Genomic DNA, 22,852 nt, shown 5'->3' with positions numbered 1-22,852 from the left:
CCTGACACCTCAACACAAACAACACAGCCACATATTGGAGGCTGTGTTGTTTATGGGCCTTGAAACTACTCGTTTAGCTGGTCAAGCAAGGACAATCTTGCGGCAAGACTAATCGTATACCCTTAGGCTGAACATCAAACCGTATTGTTCTCGAATGATATGGTTCGCCATCTAAATTGAGCGGAAGTGGATTTGGAAAGTCTATCTCCAACCAGCTTGCTCTTGTGTGTTTTACAAACTCACCTTTCTCGCTAGGATTATTGATCTCTTCGATAACTTTTGGCAGCTCATGAGGCAAGAATGGACGCACCAATGTTAGATCCATCAAGCCATCATTAATCATCGCCTTCGACGCTAACTCTTGCCCACCTCCAGCTAAGCGACCATTGCAGAAAGCGCCAAGCAACATTTCTCCCTGATAAGCCCCGCCTTCAATTGTTATTGTTCCGTCATAAGGTTTAAAGCCGAGCGCTTTTACAACACCAGTTAGTGTATAAGCGCCGCCACCAAGAAAGTTTTTAAGTTCAACAGGCGTTTCTGCCGTAACTTCTGCGCCAAACCCTGCTGTTGCCACGTTAATAAAGTATCGATCGTTAGCCTTGACACAATCGACCAAAGCAGACTGCCCTTCTACGGCGAGAGATAAAGAAGCCTTGATAGAAGCTGGCACTTGGATCGCGGTGGCAAAATCATTTGCGGTACCAAGAGGGATAATGGCTAACTCAGGGCGTTTTTCTTCTTCAATTTGGATAATCGCAGAAGCCGCCTCATTGACGGTCCCATCGCCACCAGCGACAACAATACGTTCAATCCCTTCATCAACCGCTTCTTTCACCAAGCGCGGCATGTCTTGAGATTCCCAAGTCACTCGCACTTGCACATCGACGCCCTTGTCTCTCATTTTCATGATTGCATCTCTTAACTCTGGGTTCCCAGCTTTTTTGCCGTTAAGGATGGCACGTATTGTCTTCTTCATTGTACTTCCTATTGGTTGATGACTTTCCCTGCTTGTTTAATCTGTGATCGCAACCATTGATGGGCACTGTCGTTTGTCCGACTAGGATGCCATATAGTGCAGAGCTCATAGGTTTGTTCATCAAATGGCATAGATAAAGATTTAACATGATAGGTGTGGTTGAACAAGTTGATCATCGACTCGGGCATTAAACCAATATATTCACTACCGCAGATAACAGGTAGCATTTCCAACACGCCAGAAGCTCGATACTTTATCTTTCTTTTGTCCAAGTCGACAATATCATCGGCGTTTAACAAGCTCTTACGACTCTGCCACTGCGAAACCACCACATGTTCTTCTTCAAAAAATTGTTCAGCCGTAATCTCGCCCTTTAAGCGTGGGTGCTCCTCGCTACACACCACCACCAAGCGCTCAGTAAGCACAGTTTCAACTTTTAAAACCGTTCGTGCTCTTGGCGCGATATCAATGATCAAGTCGTAACGTTGCAAACGTAGATCGCTTTCAAAATCTTCCGTAAAGAGTGGATGAACCTCTAAAGCAATATGTGGTGCTAACTCACGGATCTGTTTCATGCCTTGAGGGAGCAACTCAAAACTTGCAACAGAGACACAAGCAATGGAAAACACTCGATTCGACACTTTAGGGTCAAATTCGCTAGAAGCCGCCAGAGTTGAAGTAAAGTTTTGCACCGAAGTAAGCAGCGCAGGGTAAATATCCATAGCAAAAGAGGTAGGTTCTACCCCCTTGGTACAGCGATGAAATAAAGGTTCGTCATAAATATCACGAAGGCGTGCCAACGCTTTGCTGACTGCGGGCTGCGTGATACTGAGACGTGCTGCCGCTTTAGATAAGTTCCCCTCGTCATAAATGGCAATAAAAATGGGGATGAGATTAAGATCGGTCGGTTTCATGCTATTAAATTTTTCGAAAATCACTTTTTCTATTTTAATCTAACAGCATGATAGTTAACGTAGCCAAGTACAAGAAATGGGCGGTACGACCTGTTTTAATGAGTTTTAACTCAATTTTGACGTACTCCACTCACCGCGTAAGTGAGTAGCTAACGTGCAAGCCAATACTTACATTAAGATTTGCCTAAATATGGGGTAAGAAACTCGCTGACTTCCTCGCCGCATAAACCAATTTCTACCTCAATACCGGCTTGTTTTAGAATCTCGATACCTCGACCACTGTTGCGCGGATCTGGATCCAACATGGCTACGACGACTTTGCCAATACCGGATTTTACTAATGTCACCGCACAAGCTGGCGTGCGACCTACAAACGAACACGGTTCGAGCGTAACGTATGCCGTCACCGATTCTAACGAGCCTTGATATGCATTCAGCGCTTCTACTTCCGCGTGGTTGCCACCAATAGCTTGAGTATGACCTTCTGAAACGATTTGATTGTCTTTAACTAACACGCAGCCAACTGGCGGGTTGGGTTGACATTCAGGAAGCGCATTTTTGGACACTTCCAATGCGCGGCGCATAAACTCTTGGCTCATTTGAACTCTATTCTCTAATAAAAACGAGGCGCTATATTAGCGCCCCGTTTTATTCATTGCCATCTCTTCCAATGACTTTGTCCAGTCCTGGTAACGCTCGCGGTATACGGAATTTAAAACGTTGTTGTTTGGTCTGGATCTTGTGCCACATCGACTTCATTAAATGAGCGCTATTTTCACCATTTTGCATTCGCGACGCACTTTTTTGCCACGATTCACTCGTATCGGCTTTGGTCATTTCCAGCTCTGCCGTATTTAAACGTAATTGTTTGTACAATACGGCCCTTGCTTCAGACCAACGTTTAGCCTTTAACAAACGGTGGAACGTCAACCATGCTGGTGTCGGTTTGTTGCGGTAGTAACGTTTAATGGCTACCAATGAAACAGTCACAAAACCCAGCAATACAAGCGTGGATACAATCCATGCAAAGTACGTTTTGATGAAGGATTTCAACGTGTGCTTCGCAGCAAATGTTTTGCCCTCTAACACCACCGTTTCCACTTGCTGAGTCTTACTGTTCCACCAACGGAACTCATAATCTGGCAGGGTTAATTCACCACCTTGTTGAATCACGTACACGCTCTCTTCTGTGCGTGTTGACTGGTAATCACCACGTGTTTGCGTATCTGTAAGACGGTGCGGTTGAGGATACGCTTGGTAACGGGTTGTTGATTCTCCTTTCAACAAGTCTGGTAGCAACACAGATAGCGAATCTTGAGCTGAAATGGTGATTTTACGCGTGATTGCATCCCCAACTTTGAGTGACTCAGTGGAGGTTTCCCACTCTTGTTTTACGTCTACGTGCGTTGCAGAAAACCAAGGCGTGTCACCGCTTAACAATCCCGATGGCAAGGCGGTTTTGAACTTAATCGGCTGCGTGTAAAGTGTGCCGGACACCTTCTCGCCGTCCGGTACTGACACCTGAACGCCCACTGCGACAGGTGGAATCACAAAATCACCAGATGCTTGCGGATACAAAGTCACTTCCCAGCGTTGACGCGACCAAGTTTGTCCGCCCTTGTGCTCCGTGAAGTTAGTGGCTAGCTGATTACGCTGTTTGGCGATAACATTGGGTATTTCAATACTGCCAATTCTCGTCCCACCCGTAAACCAGCGCGGCGTTGCCACTTCGATGGTTAAAATGACTTGCTCGTTGACACTAAAACTTGGCGTTTTACGCTTTTCTCCAGCCGTTGGTTGTTGACCAACCCACGCTTGCAACTCAACACCATGATTGCGTTGAGCATCGTAAATGTCCTGAGCGAAAACGTGACGACTTACGAGCAGACTCAAACAAACCACTAACCATGCCACTATCCGTGCAGGAAGTGCAAAAGAGGTAACGCGATGGACATTCATCATCATTGGGCAGCCTCCTCTGTATTGTGTTCCGTTGTCGTAGTTAAGCTACCCGTTGTTGGCGAGCGTAATTGAATTTGGAATTTAGCGCGTAAGAAATACTTCGGATCCGCTTCGACTCGCTTTAGCCACTTGTCGGCTAACTCTTGGCTACCTAAGATGTCGTCTGCGCTTAACGTCTCTTTAATCATCAACTCTGCTGACGTTTGTTCATCCGCTCCTTCTGCGGTTTGAGGGTTGTCGCCTAGCTCGGTTGACGCCTCTTGCTCTGTTCCGGCTTGACTTTCACTCATCTGATTTATCTCATCGACGATGCCAGCAATCACTTTCAAGTTGTGCTCGACATCAGGTCTTAACGACTCGCTCAACGTTGGCTTGCTGGCTAGGGATTTTAACAAGTCACGAGCAGCCAAATATTCACGCTGGCGCGCCAATGCGCTCGCCGCATTGTAAAGACCGTAATCTCGGACCTCTTCGGACGGGTCGTTTTGCATTTCCAAAAACGCACTGTGCGCGAGCTCAAACTCGCTAGCGTAGTAGTACGCCGTGCCTTTGCGTAATGGATCGACAAAGTGTTTTGCAGCTTCTAAATACGCTTGTTGGTTGAACAAACGCTGTCCTTGTTGGTCTGGCGTCAGCCACAAATCCCACCACCATTGCGCCACCTTGTCGAAGGTCGTCACTTTTTGCACAACTTGTGGCTGCTCGGCTTTAACAGAAACGTTCTCCGCCATTGCACTGGTCGGCATCAAGAGTGTACTGCTCACCATTGCAATCACGCACCACTGCACTAACCACCCTTTTCTAAACCACAGCATCGTGATCAACGCGATTGGGAACAGCAGTTGATAACCCATGTCTTTCCAAGGCATTGAAGATTCGCCATTAAGCTGCATATTGCGCTCAACGTATCGATTCAGTTGTTCAATATCACTGTTATCGACCGTCACTTCCACCAATCGACCGTTGGTCTGGCTGGCCAGTTTTTGCAGAGAATCCAAATCCATCGGGTTGTTACTCACGATGTCTGTATTCCCCGCAGCAAGAATTAACAGTTGATAAGGTTTGTCTGCAAAATACGCTTGGTATTGCTTAATCGTGGCCGGGTTCACGCCGTCGCTCACCAACAGAACGGTGGAGCCTGGTTGACCTTGCAATTGTTGATCAATTAACGGCAAGGCTTTTTCAGCAAGCTTACCTTGCACGGGCATGATTTCTGGCATAATGGCCGCCAAAAATGGGTCAAATACTTTGCTGTCTTGAGTCACAGGCATCGCCACATGAGCACTGCCCGCAAACACGACTAAACCCGTTTTTCCGCCTTTTCGAGCGGCTAACAGATCGCGTACTTTCTGTTTAGAACGCTCAAGGCGGCTTGGTGGGAGATCTTTTTGCAGCATCGAGTCGCTGTTATCAAGCACCACAAGCAGAGAGGCTTTATCTTCGCCAAAGGGGGAAGATTCACGTTGCCACGTTGGGCCTGCACAAATCACAATGGCAATTAGCACAATCAGCATCAAGAGCTTAAGCGGCAGTTGCTTACGCCAACCTTGCTCACCAATCGTCAAAGCATTGCGTAAATGTTCGGGCAGAATATCCTTCCAGCTTGGTTTGCTTTCTTCTCGCCAGCGCAACCACACCAAGAAAAACATAGGGATCAAAGCCAGTAACCACTGCGGTCGAATAAAATGAAACTGCGTAAAGAATTGCGTCCAACTAAGAGAATCAAACATCGCTCTCTCCTAATGATGATCGTGTTGCAGCCCTTCTTTTAAGTGTCGCGACGCTGAACGCGAGTAAATGCATGATGACCACTAACGCCATCAAGTAATGGTGAAGACTTTGTTTTGGGCGGTATGTGGTGCTTTCGTAAAGTTGAGGTTCCAGTTTGCCAATCTCGTCGTAGGCAGCCGACAGTTCATCACGGTTGAGAGCTTCAAACGCTTCACCGCCGGATTCTTTCGCAATGCGATGAATCGTGTCCATATCCAACGCGGTTTCACCTATCGTTTCCGGATCGCCCATCGCAATCACGTGCACTCGCACGTCTTTAGCTTTCGCAACTTTCGCCGCATCAATCGGTTCGACAAAACTGCCCGTGTCGTTACCATCGGTTAATACAATCGCGACTTTTTCACGGTTTTGATCTTGCTCTAAAGCACCACGCGACTTATCGCTTTGCTCAAAAACTTTAATCGCTAAGCCAATCGCATCACCAAGATGGGTACTCTGCCCTGCCATCGCCACATCGGTTTGGTTAAGCAGTTCGAGCCACACTTTTTGGTCTGCGGTAAATGGCGTTTGCACAAAAGCGGCATCACCAAAAAGTACCAAGCCTAATCGGTCACCTTTACGAGACTGAACAAACTCCGTCAGCACTTCTTTTGCCGCATCAAGGCGAGAAATTTTTTCACCTGTACGAGAGGTGAAATCAGGCTCAGCCATGGAACCCGAAAGATCCACCACCACCATAACATCGCGCCCTAAACTCTCGCGAACTTGAGGCTCGCCTAACACGGTGGGTTTTGCCATCGCACACACCACCAAAAGCCATGATAGAATTAACGTTGCTCGTTGCCACCAGCTTGGGGTTAACTGGCTTGCACCTTCTGACGGCGTCTCGCCAATCGCTTCCACCAACTGACTAAAAAACGGCACTTTGATCGCCATTTGCTTAGTGCGATATGCAGGCACCAAGTAGTACACCACCAATGGCAGCGGCAAAATCAGAAACCACATTGGGTGAGCAAATTCAAAACCAGACAAGCCCGTTAGCGATACAAGAAGATCATTCATGTTGACCTCCCTGATTTGCTTTGCGTTTCAATAATGGAGATTTCTTTGCCGCGCTTTTTTGAGCATCACAGCGGTGTTCACTCACCCAGTTTTTCGCACGAGCAATAAGCGTTACTCGCTCTTCGTTGGTTAGCGTAACGCTGGGGTCAACAATACTTTGTAGCCAGCGCTTTGAAAGCTCATCGTTAAAGACCACTTGCGAGTTTGCTAGAGAATCTCCGGTTTGCGGATATAGCGCATCGAGCTTGCGCAAAAAGGCGGTATCAAACAATTTCGCGTTACGGCTATCAACATGAATCAACACAATTTTAAGCACAGAGAACAATGCTTTAGGCATGCCTTTGTCGCTCGGTTTGATTTGCGAAATCGCCAACAGAGCTTCTTGTCGGTAGCGGTTACACCACCACTGTTGAGCCAAACGATACGCGACATACACTAATGCAATGAGCACAACCGCAGCTAAAATTTTCCAGCCAATAGTTTGCGGATACCAATTCACGCTTGGTGGCACGGCCACATCATGTAGCTCTCTGAGTATATAGGTACTCGGAGGCGTAGGAAGACCACTCATTTAACGCCCTCCTACCAGTTTTTGAAATTGTTTAATGTGCTCGCCTGTCGTATCGAGTTCAATGTGCGGAAGGTGTTTCATCGCCATAAGTTGAGAGAGTGATTGTCGCTGTAAGCTAGTTCGAGCCTCAAGCTTTGCGCTCGCGGCTTCTACCTTTGCTTTGCTGTCTAAATTGAGTTGATACTGCCCATCACCAACCACCCATTTCGATTTTGCCAAATCGTCTGGTAGCGCTTGTTCTAATGGGTCACTGACCATCACTGCAAGAACATCGTTGTGCTGTTGTAGCTGTTTAAGGTGATCAAGGTGGTGCTCCTCGCAGTCGCTCCAGTCGCTGATAAAAATCAAAGTGGATTGTTTGAGCTTCATGCGTTTAATGAGCTCAATCCATTGACTGAACGTCACTTTTTCGGAATTGCGGGAGTCCACATTGAGCGATTGATTGGCTTTAGCGAGACGCTTAAGTTGAGCCAGAAGATCGTTTTGCGAACGCTGCGCCTTGCTGTGAAACAACGCCTGTTGGGATGCGATGACAAAACCAACTCGGTCGCCATCTTTTAACACGCGCCACCCGCACATGGCCGCGATTTCTGCCGCGACAACCGATTTCATGACTTGTGTCGAAGCAAAAAACATTGCGCTGCGCTGGTCGACACACACGATCACGTTGCGATCTTTTTCTTCGGTGTAACTGCGCACGTGCGGCTTGCCTGTGCGCATCGTAACTTTCCAATCCAGATTACGAATGTCGTCACCCAATTGGTAATGACGCAGCTCTTCGAAGTTCAATCCACGACCACGAAACAGCGAATTGTGGCGGCCTGAGAGTACGCTGCCCGCTTTTAGGTGAGGAAGTAAACTGAATGATTCTGCTTGTGCTTGCAAGCGTACTAAGCGAGCGTAATCGCAGTACAAACGGGGATCCATCCCCTGTGATTTTGGCGCAAGAGTTGGCTTAGCCATAATGCCTCCCGCTTACCCAATTTCTACACAATCTAGCAGCTCTTGCACGACGCGTTGGTGATCGACTCCGTCTGCTAGTGCATCGTAGGTCAAAGAAAAACGGTGGCCCAGTACAGACGGGACCATGGCTCGCACATCGTCAGGAGTGACATGGTCACGTCCTTGCATCCACGCATACGCACGAGCGCATTTGTCTAGTGCGATGGAAGCACGAGGACTAGAGCCAATCTCAATCCATTTTGCTAAGTTTGAATCGGCATAACGCTCTGGCTTACGAGTCGCCATCACTAACGCGACAATGTAGTTTTCCACTAGATCTGACACAACAATATCAGGTAGTTGACGACGTGCTTCTAGCACCTCGTCAGGTTCGATGTGTTTTGGCGTAATAATTTCGCTGCTGGTTTCCGCACCTAATTCTTCACTGCGCACCAATCGAATGATGTCACGTTCGGCTTCATCTTCTGGGTAATCGACGGTAACCTTCATGATAAAACGGTCCATTTGTGCTTCTGGCAGCGGATACGTGCCCTCTTGTTCTACTGGGTTTTGCGTTGCAAGCACCATAAACAAGTCTGGCAATACGTGAGTTTTATCACCTACCGTGATTGTGCCTTCGGCCATGGCTTCAAGCAGCGCTGCTTGTACTTTGGCTGGCGCACGGTTGACCTCATCGGCAAGCACAATGCTATTAAAAATTGGCCCTGGCTGAAAATGGAGTTGCGGCTTGCCATCCAACTCTTGATAAACCTCGGTCCCCGTCACGTCTGATGGTAAAAGGTCCGGCGTAAACTGGATTCGCCCAAAACTGGTGTTTAACAAGTTCGCCAACGATTTTACAGAACGTGTTTTTGCCGTTCCCGGTAAACCTTCTAGAAGAATGTGCCCGTTCGTTAATAACCCGATGACTAAAGCTCGAACCACGTGGCTTTGTCCAATGACGCTTTTTTCTGTTTGTTCGATGAGTTCTTTTATCGCTTGTTGTGCGCGGTTCATAGGGTACCTTTTCAGTGGTTTAAGCCGTCTTTTCAATAGTTAAGTATAAGAACAAATGAAATAACTTAAGGTTATATTCACTATGTTATCTTTGCGGTTCTTCAGATTGGAGAAGCTGCGCAAGACCAACCAACATCGGTAACGAGTAATCAAAGAACATTTTGATTCCCGAACACAGATAGTTTAGTCCAGCCTCGCCATTCGGCGTTTTGATCAGACGGTTTTTCGGACACTCGCCCCAGCAATAAGTCAAGTAGGGACACTGCTTACAATACGCCGGCAAAGATGCGCGTTTTGCCATGCCAAAGGTGTATTGTCGTGTAGAGAAGGCCATGTCATTCAATGAGTGTTCATGAATGTTGGCGAGTTTGTATTCTGGGTACACATAGTGGTCGCAACTGAACACGTCGCCATTGTGCTCAATCGCCAAGCCTTTGCCACAAAACTCAGCTGTCACGCAAAGTTGGGAAGGTTTTCCCATTACTTGCGCTACCGCGGTTTCAAACAGGTTAACCAGTACACGGCCAAGATCGTTATTCACCCACTCTTCAAAGGTCGCCATTAAAAAGCGTCCCCAATCTTCAGGATCGACCGACCAATCCGTCACAACAGACATTGGGTGACCCGGTTTCGCCAGATCACTGCCTTTGGTTGGGATCATCTGTTCGTTCCAAAACTGCGGCGCGGTTGTTTGGAAGTCGTTCGCTTCTACCACCGGTGCAAACTGAATGTAAGTCACACCCAATTCTTGGGTTAAAAATCGATACACTTCGAGCGGGTATTTCGCATTGTGACGATTGACCGTCACCAACGCGTTGAATTTCACGCCATGCGCTTTGAGCTTATCTACCGCTTTCATCACCAGATCAAACGTCGGCTTACCGCTGCGGGTTTTGCGATATTTGTCGTGCAGCTCTCGTGGCCCATCAATCGACAAGCCAACTAGGAAGTTGTGCTCTTTTAAAAACGCGCACCACTCATCGTTTAGCAAAATGCCGTTGGTCTGAAGGTCGTTTTCAATGCGAACGCCTTTCGGCTGATGTTTCTTTTGCAGAGCTACAACATTGCGGAAATAGTCCAACCCAAGTAGCGTTGGCTCACCGCCCTGCCATGAGAAAACAATTTCTTCGCCATCCTGACTTTCGATGTAGCTTTTCACGAACGCTTCCAGTGTTGCATCGTCCATTTTTGGCTGCTTTTCTTGGTGCAATAGATTTTCTTTATGCAGATAAAAGCAGTACTGACAATCGATATTGCATTTTGCTCCGCCTGGCTTTGCCATCACATGGAATCGACGATCGTAAGCACCCGGAACCGGTGCTTTAGACGCCGTTTTAAGAGGAACAATAGGCATGGTAGTAGAATGGCGAGGGGAAATCTTACTCATACGTTTCTCACTATTTAATATACCCAAATAACCTCGTAATCACATTTCAGCAGGAATTGAAGCTATTTGGGTATATAGCGCTCCGAAAAGCGCTATATAATATTAATTACTTAGAAGACTTAGGTACGAACGAACCTGCTTCCATACGAGGTGGGAATTCTTTGAATGTACCCATCACTTCTTTCACTGTATCCATCGCTGGCATCATTAAGAATGAACGCTCGTACATCCAACGAGAGTAACCCATACCTTGGTCACCACGTTCGAATGGGTCGATACTCAAGTCGAAGATCAATGGAACACGAAGTTTAGTAAACGGCTTGCGCCATACATCCATGCCCGTTTCATTCTCTTGAATCATAAAGTGGAACTTGTACTTTCCTTGGCGTAATGCCACAAGATCACCGTCATCGCTCCAGTAAACGAACTCATTACGAGCAGATTTGTCTGATTTACCCGTTAGATATGGCAGTTGGTTATAACCATCTAGGTGAACTTTATAGTCCATATCACCAACTTTCTTACCTTTTAGTAATTCATCTTTAACTTTGGTGTCACCCGCTGCAGCAACCAATGTCGGGAAGAAATCCTCTAATGACATCATGCCGTTGAACGTTTTACCTGCTTCGATGTTTCCAGGCCATTTAATCAACATCGGCACACGGAAACTGCCTTCCCAGCCAGTGTTTTTCTCAGAGCGGAATGGTGTCATCCCTGCATCAGGCCACAAATCAACCATAGGGCCGTTGTCAGTGGTGTAAACAATGATTGTATTGTCATCCACACCCAACTCTTTGATCTTGTTAAGTAGGTGACCAATTTGATCATCGTGCTGCTTCACGCCATCTGCATAAAAACCAGCGCCTGTTTTACCTTTGTATTCTTCAGGAACATGCGTGAAGTTGTGCATGCGAGTGGTGTTAAACCAAGTAAAGAACGGCTTATCCGCTTTTACTTGTTTTTCTATGAAGGTTTCCGCAGCATCAAGGAATTCACCGTCAACATTTTCCATACGCTTACGCGTAAGTGGACCGGTATCTTCAATTTTGCCGTCAGCGTAAGAGTGGATTACGCCACGAGGGCCAAATTTCTTCTTGAACTCTGGATCTTTAGGATAATCCACGTTCTCTGGCTCTTCTTCCGCGTTCAAGTGATATAGGTTGCCGAAAAACTCATCAAAACCGTGGTTGGTAGGAAGGTGTTCGTCTCGGTCGCCTAAATGGTTCTTACCAAATTGTCCGGTTGCATAACCCATTTGCTTAAGCACGGTTGCAATCGTTGGATCTTTTTCCGAGATACCTTGCGGAGCGCCTGGTAAGCCCACTTTTGATAGACCAGTACGTTTTGGCATTTGACCAGTGATGAATGCAGAACGGCCTGCTGTCGAACTTTGCTGTGCGTAGAAGTTAGTGAACTTCGCACCTTCTTTAGCAATGCTATCGATGTTCGGCGTGTTGTACGCCATCATGCCTTGGTTGTAGGTACTAAGGTTCCAGTAACCAACATCATCACCAAAGATGACAAGAATGTTGGGTTTGTCCGCTGCGTGTGCAACTGCAGATGCAGCGCCTAATGCTAACGTACATGCGTTAAGTACGAGTTTTTTACTGCTCGTTTTGGTCGCATTTTTCATATTATCTCCAAGAGTTCGCTAGTGCGTAAAAATGGTATTCGCTTTTCAATACCATTGTTGATATAAGATAAAGCACTAATTTCAGGCGATAAATGCAGTCAGAATTAGTTAACCTATAAATTAAATTTATGAGTAACGTTATGGACTTGAATTTGATCCAAACTTTTCTTGTTGTCGCGGAGTTCCAATCTTATACAAAAGCCGCGGAACAATTGGGGCTTACGCAACCTGCTGTGAGCGCTGCAATAAAGCGTTTAGAACAAGTGGTCGATAAGCAATTATTTGTCAAAAAAGGGCGAGGAATCGCACTAACATCCACCGCCTATCAACTGCTACCACAATTCCAGCAAGCGGTTAATATCATTGATAATGCGATATCCGATAAGAATCATTTTGAAGTGTGTTGTTCCGAAATTTTATTGCACATTATGGACCCGATAAAGAACACTATTTTTTATGAATCACCACCCGAAAAGTTCTTATTATTTGAGCTTCTAAGACAACAAAAAGTCGATCTTGTCATTGATACTGTTATCACAAAAGATGCGGCGTTTATTATTGAAGATGCCTACGAAGAAGAGGCGGTGATTATCTGTCGTGAGAATCATCCCCGCGTACAAGGCTCGCTCTCAAAAGAACAGTTTTATGAGGAAACTCACTGTTTGTTTTCAGGGAAATGGAACAACATGAGCGGTTTTGAGCAGCTATCCCAAGAAACTATTCAAGAGAGAAAAGTCGATTTGATCACATCTTCGCTTGCTGGTATGGCGTTGTACGTCGCGCAACGCGATTGTTTAGGCTTAGTGTCTCAATCTTTTGCAAACAAATGGAGTAAAGCCCTTAAGCTTCAAGTTCTGCAATGCCCTATTTCTATATGCGCTATCCCTTACAAGTTTGTTTACCATAAGCGAGAGATGAACAACCCTGCTCATATTGCGCTACGTGAAAAAATTAAAGCGAACTTAACGGCAGCCCACTACGAGCCAGTTTCCTTGTAGGCCTTGTTGATTCGCATTTTCTTTGCCATTCGTTGCTCTGAAAGCTTTTATTAGACGGAAAAAAGAGGCTCATATGAGCCTCTTTTCTATATGGTTGCATCGTATTGCTTACGTAGCACTAGCCTACTTATTTGGGTTCTCTTTTAATTTCTCCATCACCTGATCGAGCGAGAAGCTTGCTGCTTTTTGCCTTGGTGGGAACTCTTTAAACGTTTCGAGGAATCTGCCTACGTAAGCTTGGGCAGGAACCAGCATGTAAGCACGGTCTAGCATCCAATCATAGTAGGTGTTGGAAGTGATATCAGCCACTTCGTAAGGGTCCATACGTAAGTTGAAGATCTTAGGAACACGAAGTGTGGTGAATGGTTCCGCCCAAATGCGCAGCGTACCTTTTGCTCGTTGCTCCATGAAAACCAGTTTCCACTTGTTATAACGAAGTGCGGTTAAGTCTCCATCATCCGAGAAGTAAAAAATCTCTTCACGCGGTGCTTTCTCTTCTTTGCCAGTTAAATATGGCAGGAAGTTGTAACCATCGAGATGAACTTTGAATTTCTTACCATTCGCACTATAGCCTTTGAGTAATTTCTCTTTGATACTGTCATCACCTGCGGCAGCAACGAAAGTTGGCATCCAGTCCATATGGTGCATGATATCATTCGAGACAGCGCCAGCTTTAATTTTACCCGGCCAACGTACCATCGCAGGGACTCGATACGCACCTTCCCAGTTGGTATTTTTCTCTCCACGGAATGGCGTTGTACCTGCATCTGGCCACGAGTTCATGTGCGGACCATTATCGGTTGAATAAAAGACTATCGTGTTGTCTTTTATGCCCAAATCGTCCACTTTTTTCAGTAGTTGGCCGACATGATTATCATGCTCGACCATGCCATCTGCATACTCACTGATGCCTGTTTTTCCCGAATTCTCTTCTTTCACGTGGGTGCGGAAATGCATACGCGTTGCGTTCCACCAGACGAAGAAAGGTTTTTCAGCTTTGACGGCACGATCCATAAAATCGAGTGCCGCATCCAACGTCTCTTCATCCACGGTTTCCATACGCTTGCGAGTCAGAGGCCCGGTGTCCTCGATTTTGCCGTCAGCGTACGAGCGAATAACGCCTCGTGGACCAAACTTTTTACGAAATTCTGGATCTTTAGGGTAATCGACGTTTTCTGGTTCTTCCTCGGCGTTCAAGTGATAAAGGTTGCCAAAAAATTCATCGAAGCCGTGGTTAGTAGGCAGGTGTTCGTCTTTGTCGCCTAAATGATTTTTACCAAATTGACCCGTCATATAGCCCATCGGCTTCAACATTTCGGCAATGGTGGCATCTTCTTCCTTCAAGCCAAGATCTGCGCCAGGAAGCCCTACTTTACTTAAACCCGTTCTAAGGACGGTCTGGCCGGTGATAAAAGTAGAACGGCCCGCAGTACAAGATTGTTCACCGTAATAATCCGTGAACATCATGCCCTCTTTCGCGATGCTGTCTATGTTTGGTGTTTTGTATCCCATCAAACCGAAGGTGTAAGCACTGAGATTGGACTGGCCAATATCATCACCCCAAATGACGAGAATGTTAGGTTTCTCTGCCGCGATACTGCTACTTGTCGCGCCAATTAAGGCGGCGGCAAGAATCGCTAATCGACGTTTTACGCCATATTTCGCTGTCATATAAACCTCTGTGTGTATTAGAAAAGAGCTTCCTGCAACAGAATGTATAGTCTAGAAATAGTGGATAAGCGAATCTTAGAAATAAGAACTTTAGATACATTAAAAGCTGCTCTAGTCCCCAAAATAGCTGATTATTTGCTTTAGAAATTGTGGTAATACTTATTGATTTGGCGATTTAAATTGGTGCTCGTTCCCTCGTAGAGTCATTTCTTCCATATCAGAATTTTGATATGACTCCGACATATTGCATTACAAATAAAATACAGCATTGATTTCACGCCAACATTAATGATAATAGTTTTTACTATCATTAATAATTAAAATGCCAATATGTTTGAGTCTACCCTTTCGTCTGCTCCTAAGACGGCAGCTTCCAATAACGGTCTCAATAATGAATATGAGCTCGTACTGGATAAGCACAGCCATACTGTGATGATAAATCGTCCGCCAGACAAAAAGTTTGTTCAGCTCACAAGCGTTCAATTCGAGCTGCTCCGTACTCTGACTCATTATCAAGATCAAGTGCTTAGCAAACCTTTCCTTTATGAAACGGTACTGAAGCGCACTTTCTCGGAGCATGACCGCGCACTCGATATGCACATTAGTAGAATAAGAAAACGACTGGTTAGCGAAGGGATTAACGCGGATCGAATTCAGACCGTTCATCGACAAGGTTATGTATTTAAGCATGCGAAAAAGTAAAGAAATCGCGGCGAATTGCTCCAACTTTTGGTAATTGACCGCTTATTTTGCTTTAATTAATGCAAATTCTAATCACGTAAAATAACTCAATGAATTTGCGCTTAATTTTTATACTTTGCATTGCTACATTGTTTGCTGGCTGTGCAACCTATGCGGGCCTTAACTATGACCAACTGTTTGGTCCACAGCTCGTTCGTGAACGTACGGCGGACGTAGCTACACCTCAAGCAAACTTCTTCCAAAGCGAAGTCAAACCCATTATGGATAACCGCTGTGTCGTCTGTCATGCGTGCTACGATGCACCATGTCAGCTTAAGCTTTCTTCCGTTGAGGGTATTGACCGTGGCGCAAGCAAAGCACTGGTATATGAAGGAACAAGACTTACTGCCGCCGCGCCAACACGCTTATTCGAAGATGCAGAAACAACCCAAGAGTGGCGTGATGCGGGTTTTCATCCGGTACTTAACGAACGTGATCAGAACATGGCGGCCAACATTGATGCAGGCCTCATTGCACGTTTGCTACAACAAAAAGAACGCCACCCGCTGCCTGATCAAGTCCAGTTAGAAGGTTTTGATTTTTCGATAGACCGAGAACAAACCTGTCCAACAATTGAAGAGTACGAATAGTACGAAAAAGATAACCCAACCTGGGGAATGCCTTTTGGTATGCCAAACCTATCAAACAGTGAATACCACACACTGATGACTTGGCTGGAAAACGGCGCGATAATGAACGTTCATCAACCAATTAGTGAACAAGAGCAAGCTCAAATCGACAAGTATGAAACTTTGCTCAATCGCGCTGATCTAAAAAATCAACTGATGGCTCGCTATATTTACGAGCATTTGTTTTTGTCTCACCTCTACTTTTCAGAACTCACTGAAGATCCTCGATTCTTTACATTAGTTCGTTCTTCTACTCCACCGGGGCAACCAGTAAAACGTATTTCAACACGTCGCCCGTACGATGACCCCGGGGTTGAGCGCGTGTTTTATCGAATTATTCCAGAACAAGGGACGATTGTAGATAAAACGCACATGCCGTTCGCGTTAAACAAGCAACGTATTGAAAACTGGAACACTTGGTTTATCGATGCTGATTACACGGTTAATCAACTACCGAGTTATGAACCTGAAGTTGCTGCAAACCCGATGACATCATTTATCGATCTTCCGGTTAAATCACGCTTCAAGTTTATGTTGGACAATGCGCAAAACACGATCATGGCTTACATTAAAGGGCCTGTTTGTCGTGGCCAACTTGCACTGAATGTTATCAATGATCGCTTTTGGATATTCTTTCTAGATCCAGATAAAGCAGATATCCCTGAAGTAAATGAGTTTTACCGCTCTCAGGCTGATAACCTAAGACTGCCAGCAGAGCAGGAAAGCAACACGCTGCCTGTTACCAACTGGGTTAAATACGCGCGTCAGCAAACTCGCTACCTAGAAGCCAAGTCTGAATTTACCAATAACTGGTTTAAGGAAGGCGAAAACCTATCCACCGACGTAATTTGGGACGGTAATGGCACCAACCACAATGCGGCATTAACGATTTTCCGCCACTTTGACAGCGCGTCAGTCGTACAAGGGTTAGTTGGCGAGCAGCCGAAAACGGTATGGATTCTTGACTACGCGTTGCTAGAACGCATCCACTATTTGCTCGTTGCTGGGTTTGATGTGTACGGCAACTTCGGCCACCAACTCATGACACGAATGTTCATGGACTTCTTGCGTCTGGAAGGCGAAAGTAACTTTATATCTTTGCTGCCAACCGACATGCGTCATGAACTGCAATCAAGCTGGTATAAAGATCAAAGTCCACAGTTAAGTGACTTTTTACAACGCAACGTGAAACCATTTAACCAACCAACCAGCGTCGAGTACAAAACTAACGAACCAAAAACAGAGTTAGTCGAGTTGCTTAGAGAACGAGTTTCAGATGTTCTTCTTCCGCGCTACGAGGTTAAAGATACTGAGCTTTCTGCTCAAAGTGAACAACAGCTCCAACGTATTGGCCAAGTTCGCGGAGAAGGTCTGAAAACCGTTCCGCAAATCACCATGCTTATGGTGAGAAGCCAATCTGGAAAAGATGAGTTGTTCACCCTACTTCACAATAATGCACACACGAATATCTCTAGCTTGTTTGATGAAGAAAGCAACCGGGACTTTGCTAACGATGATATGACCATCGTACGTGGCGTTGTGGGAAGCTACCCAGCGGCATTTTTCTCGATAAACGAAAATCAAGTAAAAGAATTTGTCGATCAATTTAGTGCCATCCAAAATGAATCCGATTACGTTAAGTTATTGGATAATTTTGCGATTCGCAGAAGCTCAGAAAAATTCTGGCCGTTTAGCGATCGTCTGCATAATTGGTACCGTACAAAACAACCGATCGAATTTGGATTACTTGACTATAATCGTTTTGAGAATCGATGATGATTTAAGGGGGTTCTCATGGGTATCCGAGATAACATTGCCGCTCTTGAACAACAGATTTACGTTGCTTGTTCTGAGGGAGACTACGAAACGGTCAACATGCTTGAGCATCAACTCGAATACTTGCGTGGCAAAGTGGAGCATCCTTTTGATGACGACCCTTATGCCCTAGACACTCGATTCGAGTGGGAAGATGACATGACCGAATAGAAAAAACCTCCGGCTTGCCGGAGGTTTTTGTTTTTGGGATGCAATTGATTTACTTCGCCATCAACTCATCAAGAGCTTGAATTGATTCAGACACTTGAGACGCCAATTGATCTTTAGTCGCCATATAGGTATCTAAAGGTTGAGGTGCAGCTTCAATTGCTTGGCAAGAGTTCATTAATGCCGTAAGCCCTAAACTCCCTGCGCTGCCTTTTAGTTTGTGAGCAAGGTTCTTCACTTCTTTACTGTCATTACCACCAGCAGACGCTTGCAGCTTGCTTAGTACATCGGCACTGGTCGTTCTAAACAGATTAATGATGTGCAACATCTTCTCTCTGCCCAAGATTTTCATATCGGACTCAATCACGCTCGGGTTAATGATGACCACATCTGATTCCTCTGTTTTAGGGACTTGAACAACCTTTGATTGTATCGCTTGTTCTTGAGGCGAAGTTTGATCAAACGGGGTACAGTCGGCATTTTGTGGCAACAACAACGGTTTTCCATCCAGCACGTCCTGAATCAATGCCGCTAGAGCTTCTTTTGCCAATGGTTTAGGTAAATACCCGTCAAAACCTGCAGCTAAATAGCGCTCAACTTCTTCGGCAAAAACGTGTGCAGACACTGCGATCATAGGCGTAGCAGCAAGGGCTTTATTGGCTGGTTTGTTACATTCAATTTGTTTTAAACGTTGGATTAACTCGGTTCCATCACAGTCTGGCAAGTTGATGTCGACTAAAGCGATATCAAAATCCTGCGTGCTGATCAGTCGCTCTGCTTGTGAGCCGTTTTCTGCCATCACGACCTGGTGGCCCATGCTTTCTAAAAAGCCTTCCGCAACCACTCGGTTTACTTCATTGTCTTCTACCAACAAGACTTTCGCTTTCACTTTGCAGCGCGCGGTTGCCACTGCACCGGTTTCAACAGGCTCACTTTCCTCTAATGGAATGGAGAACCAGAATCGACTGCCATGTCCTTCTTCAGAATCGACTTCTAAAATGCCGCCCATCGCTTCAATGATTCGTTTACTGATGGCAAGGCCAAGCCCTGTTCCTCCTGTTTGACTCATCCCACCTTCGGCTTGCGTGAAGGCATCAAACAACGTTCTCTGATCTTTTTTGGCAATACCTATCCCGGTATCTGATACTTCGAATAGGACTTGCGACTCATCCTCTGGGTTGAGGCTAACATAGATATCAATTTCACCTTCGTCAGTAAATTTAATCGCGTTTCCGACGAGATTGTTCAGCACCTGACTGATTCTGGTGACATCCCCTTTCCAATAGCGACTTACATCACTTTCAATATGATAGGAAAACAACAGCTTCTTCTCTTGAGCTCGGCTATTCATTAACTGGAAAGTGTCTTCAACCATTTGGTGTAAATCGAAGCCCATGTGGCGAATCTCTAAATGCCCTGCTTCAATCTTGGAGTAGTCCAGCACATCATTCAGAATCGCGAGCAACGTTTTACCACTGCGGTTGATGATTTCCGCATAACGCTTTTGAATAGGGTTGAGGCCTGAATCAATCAACAAACGTGCCGTTCCGAGCACTCCATTCATCGGCGTTCTGATCTCATGGCTCATGGTCGCCAAGAATGCTGATTTAGCTCGACTCGCTTGCTCTGCTTGCTTACGAGCTTTCGCGTGATTCAAAACCTCTTCATTCAAACGGCGGTTCGCTTGTTTTAACTGCGAAGTACGTTGCTCAACGAGCTCTTCCAAATGCTCTTTGTGCTCTTCGAGCTCTCGCTTGGCTTGAGCTTCTCCCTCTGCGACCACTTTTAGCGCTTGCGCTGTATTTCGAGCCGTGATGATAGCTTGCCCCATATGCGCTAGCTCATCTTTGCCTTTTACCTCCAGCTCGACGGCTAAGTTACCCTGCGCCACAGAAAGCAGCGCGGCAGAGTACTCTGCCAATCGCTTAACCACAGAAAGGTATACAACACGCCATAAAATCAGCACCAACACAATCAAACCAACAATTGAAATCACCGTTAGAGACCACTGAGCGAATTTCAGCGTGCTCGTCAATTCATCCACAGCGACGGTTGTCGTTTTGTTTGAATCATCAACCAATTTGTTTACGGTGCCATTCAGCTCCGAAAACAATTCCAGTGTCTTTTGCATCAGTTGTTGAGATTGTTCGTTATTCTCATACTGCTGCATCAAAATAGTGAACACGACCTGACGCTTACCGAGCTCTGTTAGTAGTTGGCTCATTTGTTTAGAGCGAGTGGGATCTTCCACGGCAAGCACACGGCGCTTCATGATTTTGAGATTACTTTCAAAATCACCTTGCACCTGCTGGATGCGCTCAATATTGGTTAATGTGCGAGCTTCTTCAATTTGATTCAGCATTTTAAAAGCCAGTAAGTGCAGCTCATGCAATCGCTCCGTCAGATCTAGATCCACTTCCACCAGCGCATCTAGTGCCTGATAAACTTGCGATTTTTTATTCGATTCTAATAAGTCATAGATGTGTGTGACGTTAGCAACGGCAATGGTGCTCGTGTTCTGAACTTGCGTGCGAGTTAGCTGTTCCAACTCTTCACTCAGTAAGCGCATCTCTTCGACACGAGTATCAATCTCTTTTGCCAGCCACAGCTTTCTTTCAACCGAAACACCAAGTTCTGCCAAGTTGTCGATAACGTTCTGGACGTTACTCTCGAGATCTTCTAGCAATTGAGAATCAAACGACTCACTCCCCAGCTCTTTGATATGAGTAAGCAATGATTCGAGCTGTTCGAAAAGCACACGCCCAGACTCTTTTCTTTCCTGCTCGTTTCTTGCGTTCGATAACAGTTGTACAGACGAAATGATGCGAGTACTCAACTCAGAGACTTGCCTCGCTTCAATCATGGCGGGAATTGCAGAATCCACGACATTTCTTTCCGTCTTGGCAACTAAAGAAAATCCAGACACACCAATAAGTGCCGATAACATAACCAGCATTGCCATCGCAATGAAAGACAACAAGAGTTTACGACCGATGCTTGCGGTTGCTAGCAACATATTTTCATGACCTTAATGTTCGTGTTCAGCGACATATTACGTTATATTTTGCAGTGTTTACTTAATCTATGCCAACGAACTTCATTTCATGGTTAAAAATCAACACGCATTTCGCACAATTTTCAAACATTCTGCAGTCACATTAGCCCTTGTCGCTTCTTTACCAGTGGTTGCAGCAGAAAAAGTATGTGCCATTTACCCTCACCTAAAGGATTCATACTGGTTATCAGTAAACTATGGAATGGTGTCCGAAGCGAAAAAAGAAGGCGTCGAGCTGAGAGTCCTTGAAGCGGGTGGCTACCCAAACAAAACGCGTCAAGAGCAACAACTCGCACTGTGCAGCCAATGGGGAGCAGATGCGATTGTCCTTGGGACCGTGGACCCACAAGCCTATGAACATTCGCTTAAGAATTGGGTCGGAAACATTCCTGTCTTTGCTACTGTGAACCAACTCGATCTGGATGAAGAGCAAAGTGAGCTGTTAAAAGGTACGGTCGGTGTTGACTGGCACTGGATGGGATACGAAGCAGGAAAATATCTGGCTGCTCGTCATCCAAAGGGATCAGGAAAAACAAACATTGCCTTACTTTTGGGGCCGCGTACTCGTGGAGGCACGAAGCCCGTGACTGCCGGATTTTATGAAGCGATCCAAGGAAGTGATATCAACATCGTTGACTCGTTTTGGGCAGACAACGACAAAGAGTTACAGCGTAACTTGGTTCAACGTGTGATTGATATGGGAAATATAGATTATATCGTTGGCAGCGCGGTTGCGATTGAAGCCGCTATCAGTGAACTGCGTAGCGCAGGCAAAGCTGAGGAGATCGGTTTGGTTTCTGTGTACTTAAGTCATGGTGTTTACCGAGGACTATTGCGTAACAAAGTGCTCTTCGCGCCAACAGATAAAATGGTGCAGCAAGGCAGGCTTTCCGTCATGCAAGCAGCGCATTACTTGAGGGGTGAAGAGTATGACAAACATGCCTCACCAACGATCAAGCCACTGACTCCGAAGACACTTCATGACGATACGATCGAAGAATCGTTATCTCCGTCAGAATATAGGCCGACATTCCGTGTTAAGGCTGTTGATTGAAAGACAAAAAACGTGTTCTATTGAATAACAACAATTTTAAAATCATACAAACGGAAACATCTTGATGCAAAAAACCATTCGTACCATGCCAACCCACAAACATGTGGCTTTGGTTGCCCATGACAACTGCAAACCTGAGCTACTTCGCTGGGTAAAAGAAAACAAAGAAAAACTGCAGAGTCACTTTCTTTACGCGACAGGCACAACCGGGCACATGTTGAGCAAAGAAACTGGACTGGCGATTAAGAGCATGATCAGTGGCCCAATGGGCGGTGACCAACAACTTGGCGCGCTCATTTCAGAAGGCAAAATCGACGTTCTCGTTTTCTTCTGGGATCCGCTCAACGCCGTACCTCACGACCCAGACGTTAAAGCGCTTCTTCGTATTGCTAGCGTTTGGAATATTCCTGTGGCAACGAACCGAGCCACCGCTAAGTTCTTGTTTAACTCCCCTCTTCTTGAGCAAGAAGTGGATATTGAAGTACCGGATTACGAAGCGTATCTTGCTGAACGCATGTAAGCTTTG

Annotated in this window: 18 protein-coding genes and 1 pseudogene; 6 read left to right on the top strand and 13 right to left on the bottom strand. The window is 45.8% G+C overall.

Features of this window, described 5'->3' with window-relative positions; genetic code table 11:
• Nucleotides 1–73: 73 nt before the first annotated feature.
• The 11 genes from yegS to LIX84_RS02750 form a co-directional block, all read right to left on the bottom strand.
• Entirely contained in the window at nucleotides 74–976 is a 903-nt protein-coding gene (yegS, locus tag LIX84_RS02800) for a lipid kinase YegS (protein ID WP_226420564.1), read from the bottom strand.
• 8 nt (nucleotides 977–984) lie between these two features.
• Entirely contained in the window at nucleotides 985–1,890 is a 906-nt protein-coding gene (locus tag LIX84_RS02795; protein ID WP_226420563.1) for a LysR family transcriptional regulator, read from the bottom strand.
• A 173-nt stretch (nucleotides 1,891–2,063) separates the two neighbouring features.
• Nucleotides 2,064–2,489, bottom strand: a complete 426-nt coding sequence (locus LIX84_RS02790; RefSeq protein WP_005498583.1) for a bifunctional diaminohydroxyphosphoribosylaminopyrimidine deaminase/5-amino-6-(5-phosphoribosylamino)uracil reductase RibD — start codon at nucleotides 2,487–2,489, stop codon at nucleotides 2,064–2,066.
• Nucleotides 2,490–2,538: 49 nt separating this feature from the next.
• A complete protein-coding gene (locus LIX84_RS02785) occupies nucleotides 2,539–3,855 on the bottom strand; it encodes a BatD family protein (protein ID WP_226420562.1) in 1,317 nt (438 codons plus the stop codon).
• Nucleotides 3,852–5,582 (bottom strand): vWA domain-containing protein, encoded by a 1,731-nt coding sequence (locus LIX84_RS02780; protein WP_226420561.1) that lies wholly within the window; start codon nucleotides 5,580–5,582, stop codon nucleotides 3,852–3,854. Before LIX84_RS02780 ends, LIX84_RS02785 begins: the two co-directional genes overlap by 4 nt.
• Nucleotides 5,575–6,645, bottom strand: a complete 1,071-nt coding sequence (locus LIX84_RS02775; protein ID WP_226420560.1) for a vWA domain-containing protein — start codon at nucleotides 6,643–6,645, stop codon at nucleotides 5,575–5,577. Before LIX84_RS02775 ends, LIX84_RS02780 begins: the two co-directional genes overlap by 8 nt.
• Nucleotides 6,638–7,216 carry a DUF4381 domain-containing protein gene (locus tag LIX84_RS02770; RefSeq protein WP_226420559.1) on the bottom strand — a complete coding sequence of 193 codons (579 nt, stop codon included), beginning with the start codon at nucleotides 7,214–7,216 and terminating at the stop codon, nucleotides 6,638–6,640. The genes LIX84_RS02775 and LIX84_RS02770 overlap by 8 nt, the downstream gene beginning before the upstream one ends.
• On the bottom strand, nucleotides 7,217–8,179 hold the full coding sequence (locus LIX84_RS02765; RefSeq protein WP_015313118.1) for a DUF58 domain-containing protein: 963 nt from the start codon (nucleotides 8,177–8,179) through the stop codon (nucleotides 7,217–7,219).
• A 12-nt stretch (nucleotides 8,180–8,191) separates the two neighbouring features.
• Nucleotides 8,192–9,175 carry an AAA family ATPase gene (locus LIX84_RS02760; RefSeq protein ID WP_226420558.1) on the bottom strand — a complete coding sequence of 328 codons (984 nt, stop codon included), beginning with the start codon at nucleotides 9,173–9,175 and terminating at the stop codon, nucleotides 8,192–8,194.
• Between the two features lie 85 nt (nucleotides 9,176–9,260).
• Nucleotides 9,261–10,562 (bottom strand): anaerobic sulfatase maturase, encoded by a 1,302-nt coding sequence (locus LIX84_RS02755; RefSeq protein WP_226420557.1) that lies wholly within the window; start codon nucleotides 10,560–10,562, stop codon nucleotides 9,261–9,263.
• Between the two features lie 106 nt (nucleotides 10,563–10,668).
• The gene (locus LIX84_RS02750; protein WP_104972475.1) at nucleotides 10,669–12,195 is read right to left on the bottom strand and encodes an arylsulfatase; all 1,527 of its coding nucleotides are present in this window, start codon (nucleotides 12,193–12,195) and stop codon (nucleotides 10,669–10,671) included.
• Between the two features lie 140 nt (nucleotides 12,196–12,335).
• Between LIX84_RS02750 and LIX84_RS02745 the strand changes: the two genes are divergently transcribed.
• Nucleotides 12,336–13,193, top strand: coding sequence for a LysR family transcriptional regulator (locus tag LIX84_RS02745; protein WP_005396661.1), 858 nt, complete (start codon nucleotides 12,336–12,338; stop codon nucleotides 13,191–13,193).
• A gap of 123 nt (nucleotides 13,194–13,316) precedes the next feature.
• Here LIX84_RS02745 and LIX84_RS02740 read toward each other — a convergent pair whose 3' ends face one another.
• On the bottom strand, nucleotides 13,317–14,864 hold the full coding sequence (locus LIX84_RS02740; RefSeq protein WP_226420556.1) for an arylsulfatase: 1,548 nt from the start codon (nucleotides 14,862–14,864) through the stop codon (nucleotides 13,317–13,319).
• Nucleotides 14,865–15,194: 330 nt separating this feature from the next.
• Between LIX84_RS02740 and LIX84_RS02735 the strand changes: the two genes are divergently transcribed.
• The 3 genes and pseudogenes from LIX84_RS02735 to LIX84_RS02725 all read left to right on the top strand — a co-directional run bounded on the left by LIX84_RS02735 (nucleotide 15,195) and on the right by LIX84_RS02725 (nucleotide 18,220).
• Nucleotides 15,195–15,566 carry a winged helix-turn-helix domain-containing protein gene (locus tag LIX84_RS02735; protein ID WP_226420555.1) on the top strand — a complete coding sequence of 124 codons (372 nt, stop codon included), beginning with the start codon at nucleotides 15,195–15,197 and terminating at the stop codon, nucleotides 15,564–15,566.
• Nucleotides 15,567–15,655: 89 nt separating this feature from the next.
• Nucleotides 15,656–18,010, top strand: a pseudogene (locus tag LIX84_RS02730) (fatty acid cis/trans isomerase).
• An 18-nt stretch (nucleotides 18,011–18,028) separates the two neighbouring features.
• Nucleotides 18,029–18,220 (top strand): hypothetical protein, encoded by a 192-nt coding sequence (locus tag LIX84_RS02725; RefSeq protein ID WP_005376565.1) that lies wholly within the window; start codon nucleotides 18,029–18,031, stop codon nucleotides 18,218–18,220.
• A gap of 49 nt (nucleotides 18,221–18,269) precedes the next feature.
• On the opposite strand, the gene torS is transcribed toward LIX84_RS02725, so the two are convergent.
• Nucleotides 18,270–21,233 carry a TMAO reductase system sensor histidine kinase/response regulator TorS gene (torS, locus tag LIX84_RS02720; protein WP_226420554.1) on the bottom strand — a complete coding sequence of 988 codons (2,964 nt, stop codon included), beginning with the start codon at nucleotides 21,231–21,233 and terminating at the stop codon, nucleotides 18,270–18,272.
• A gap of 43 nt (nucleotides 21,234–21,276) precedes the next feature.
• On the opposite strand from torS, the gene torT reads away from it, so the two are divergent.
• Complete coding sequence (gene torT, locus LIX84_RS02715) at nucleotides 21,277–22,326, top strand: TMAO reductase system periplasmic protein TorT (protein WP_080936816.1); 1,050 nt, start codon at nucleotides 21,277–21,279, stop codon at nucleotides 22,324–22,326.
• A gap of 64 nt (nucleotides 22,327–22,390) precedes the next feature.
• The gene (locus LIX84_RS02710) at nucleotides 22,391–22,846 is read left to right on the top strand and encodes a methylglyoxal synthase (RefSeq protein WP_005376571.1); all 456 of its coding nucleotides are present in this window, start codon (nucleotides 22,391–22,393) and stop codon (nucleotides 22,844–22,846) included.
• Nucleotides 22,847–22,852 lie beyond the last annotated feature (6 nt).

Origin of the sequence: Vibrio sp. E14 (genome assembly GCF_020515785.1) — a bacterium.
Taxonomy (GTDB): Bacteria; Pseudomonadota; Gammaproteobacteria; order Enterobacterales; family Vibrionaceae; genus Vibrio; species Vibrio diabolicus.
The sequence above is the reverse complement of the archived record's forward strand: the minus strand, read 5'-3'. Positions and strand labels throughout refer to the sequence as shown.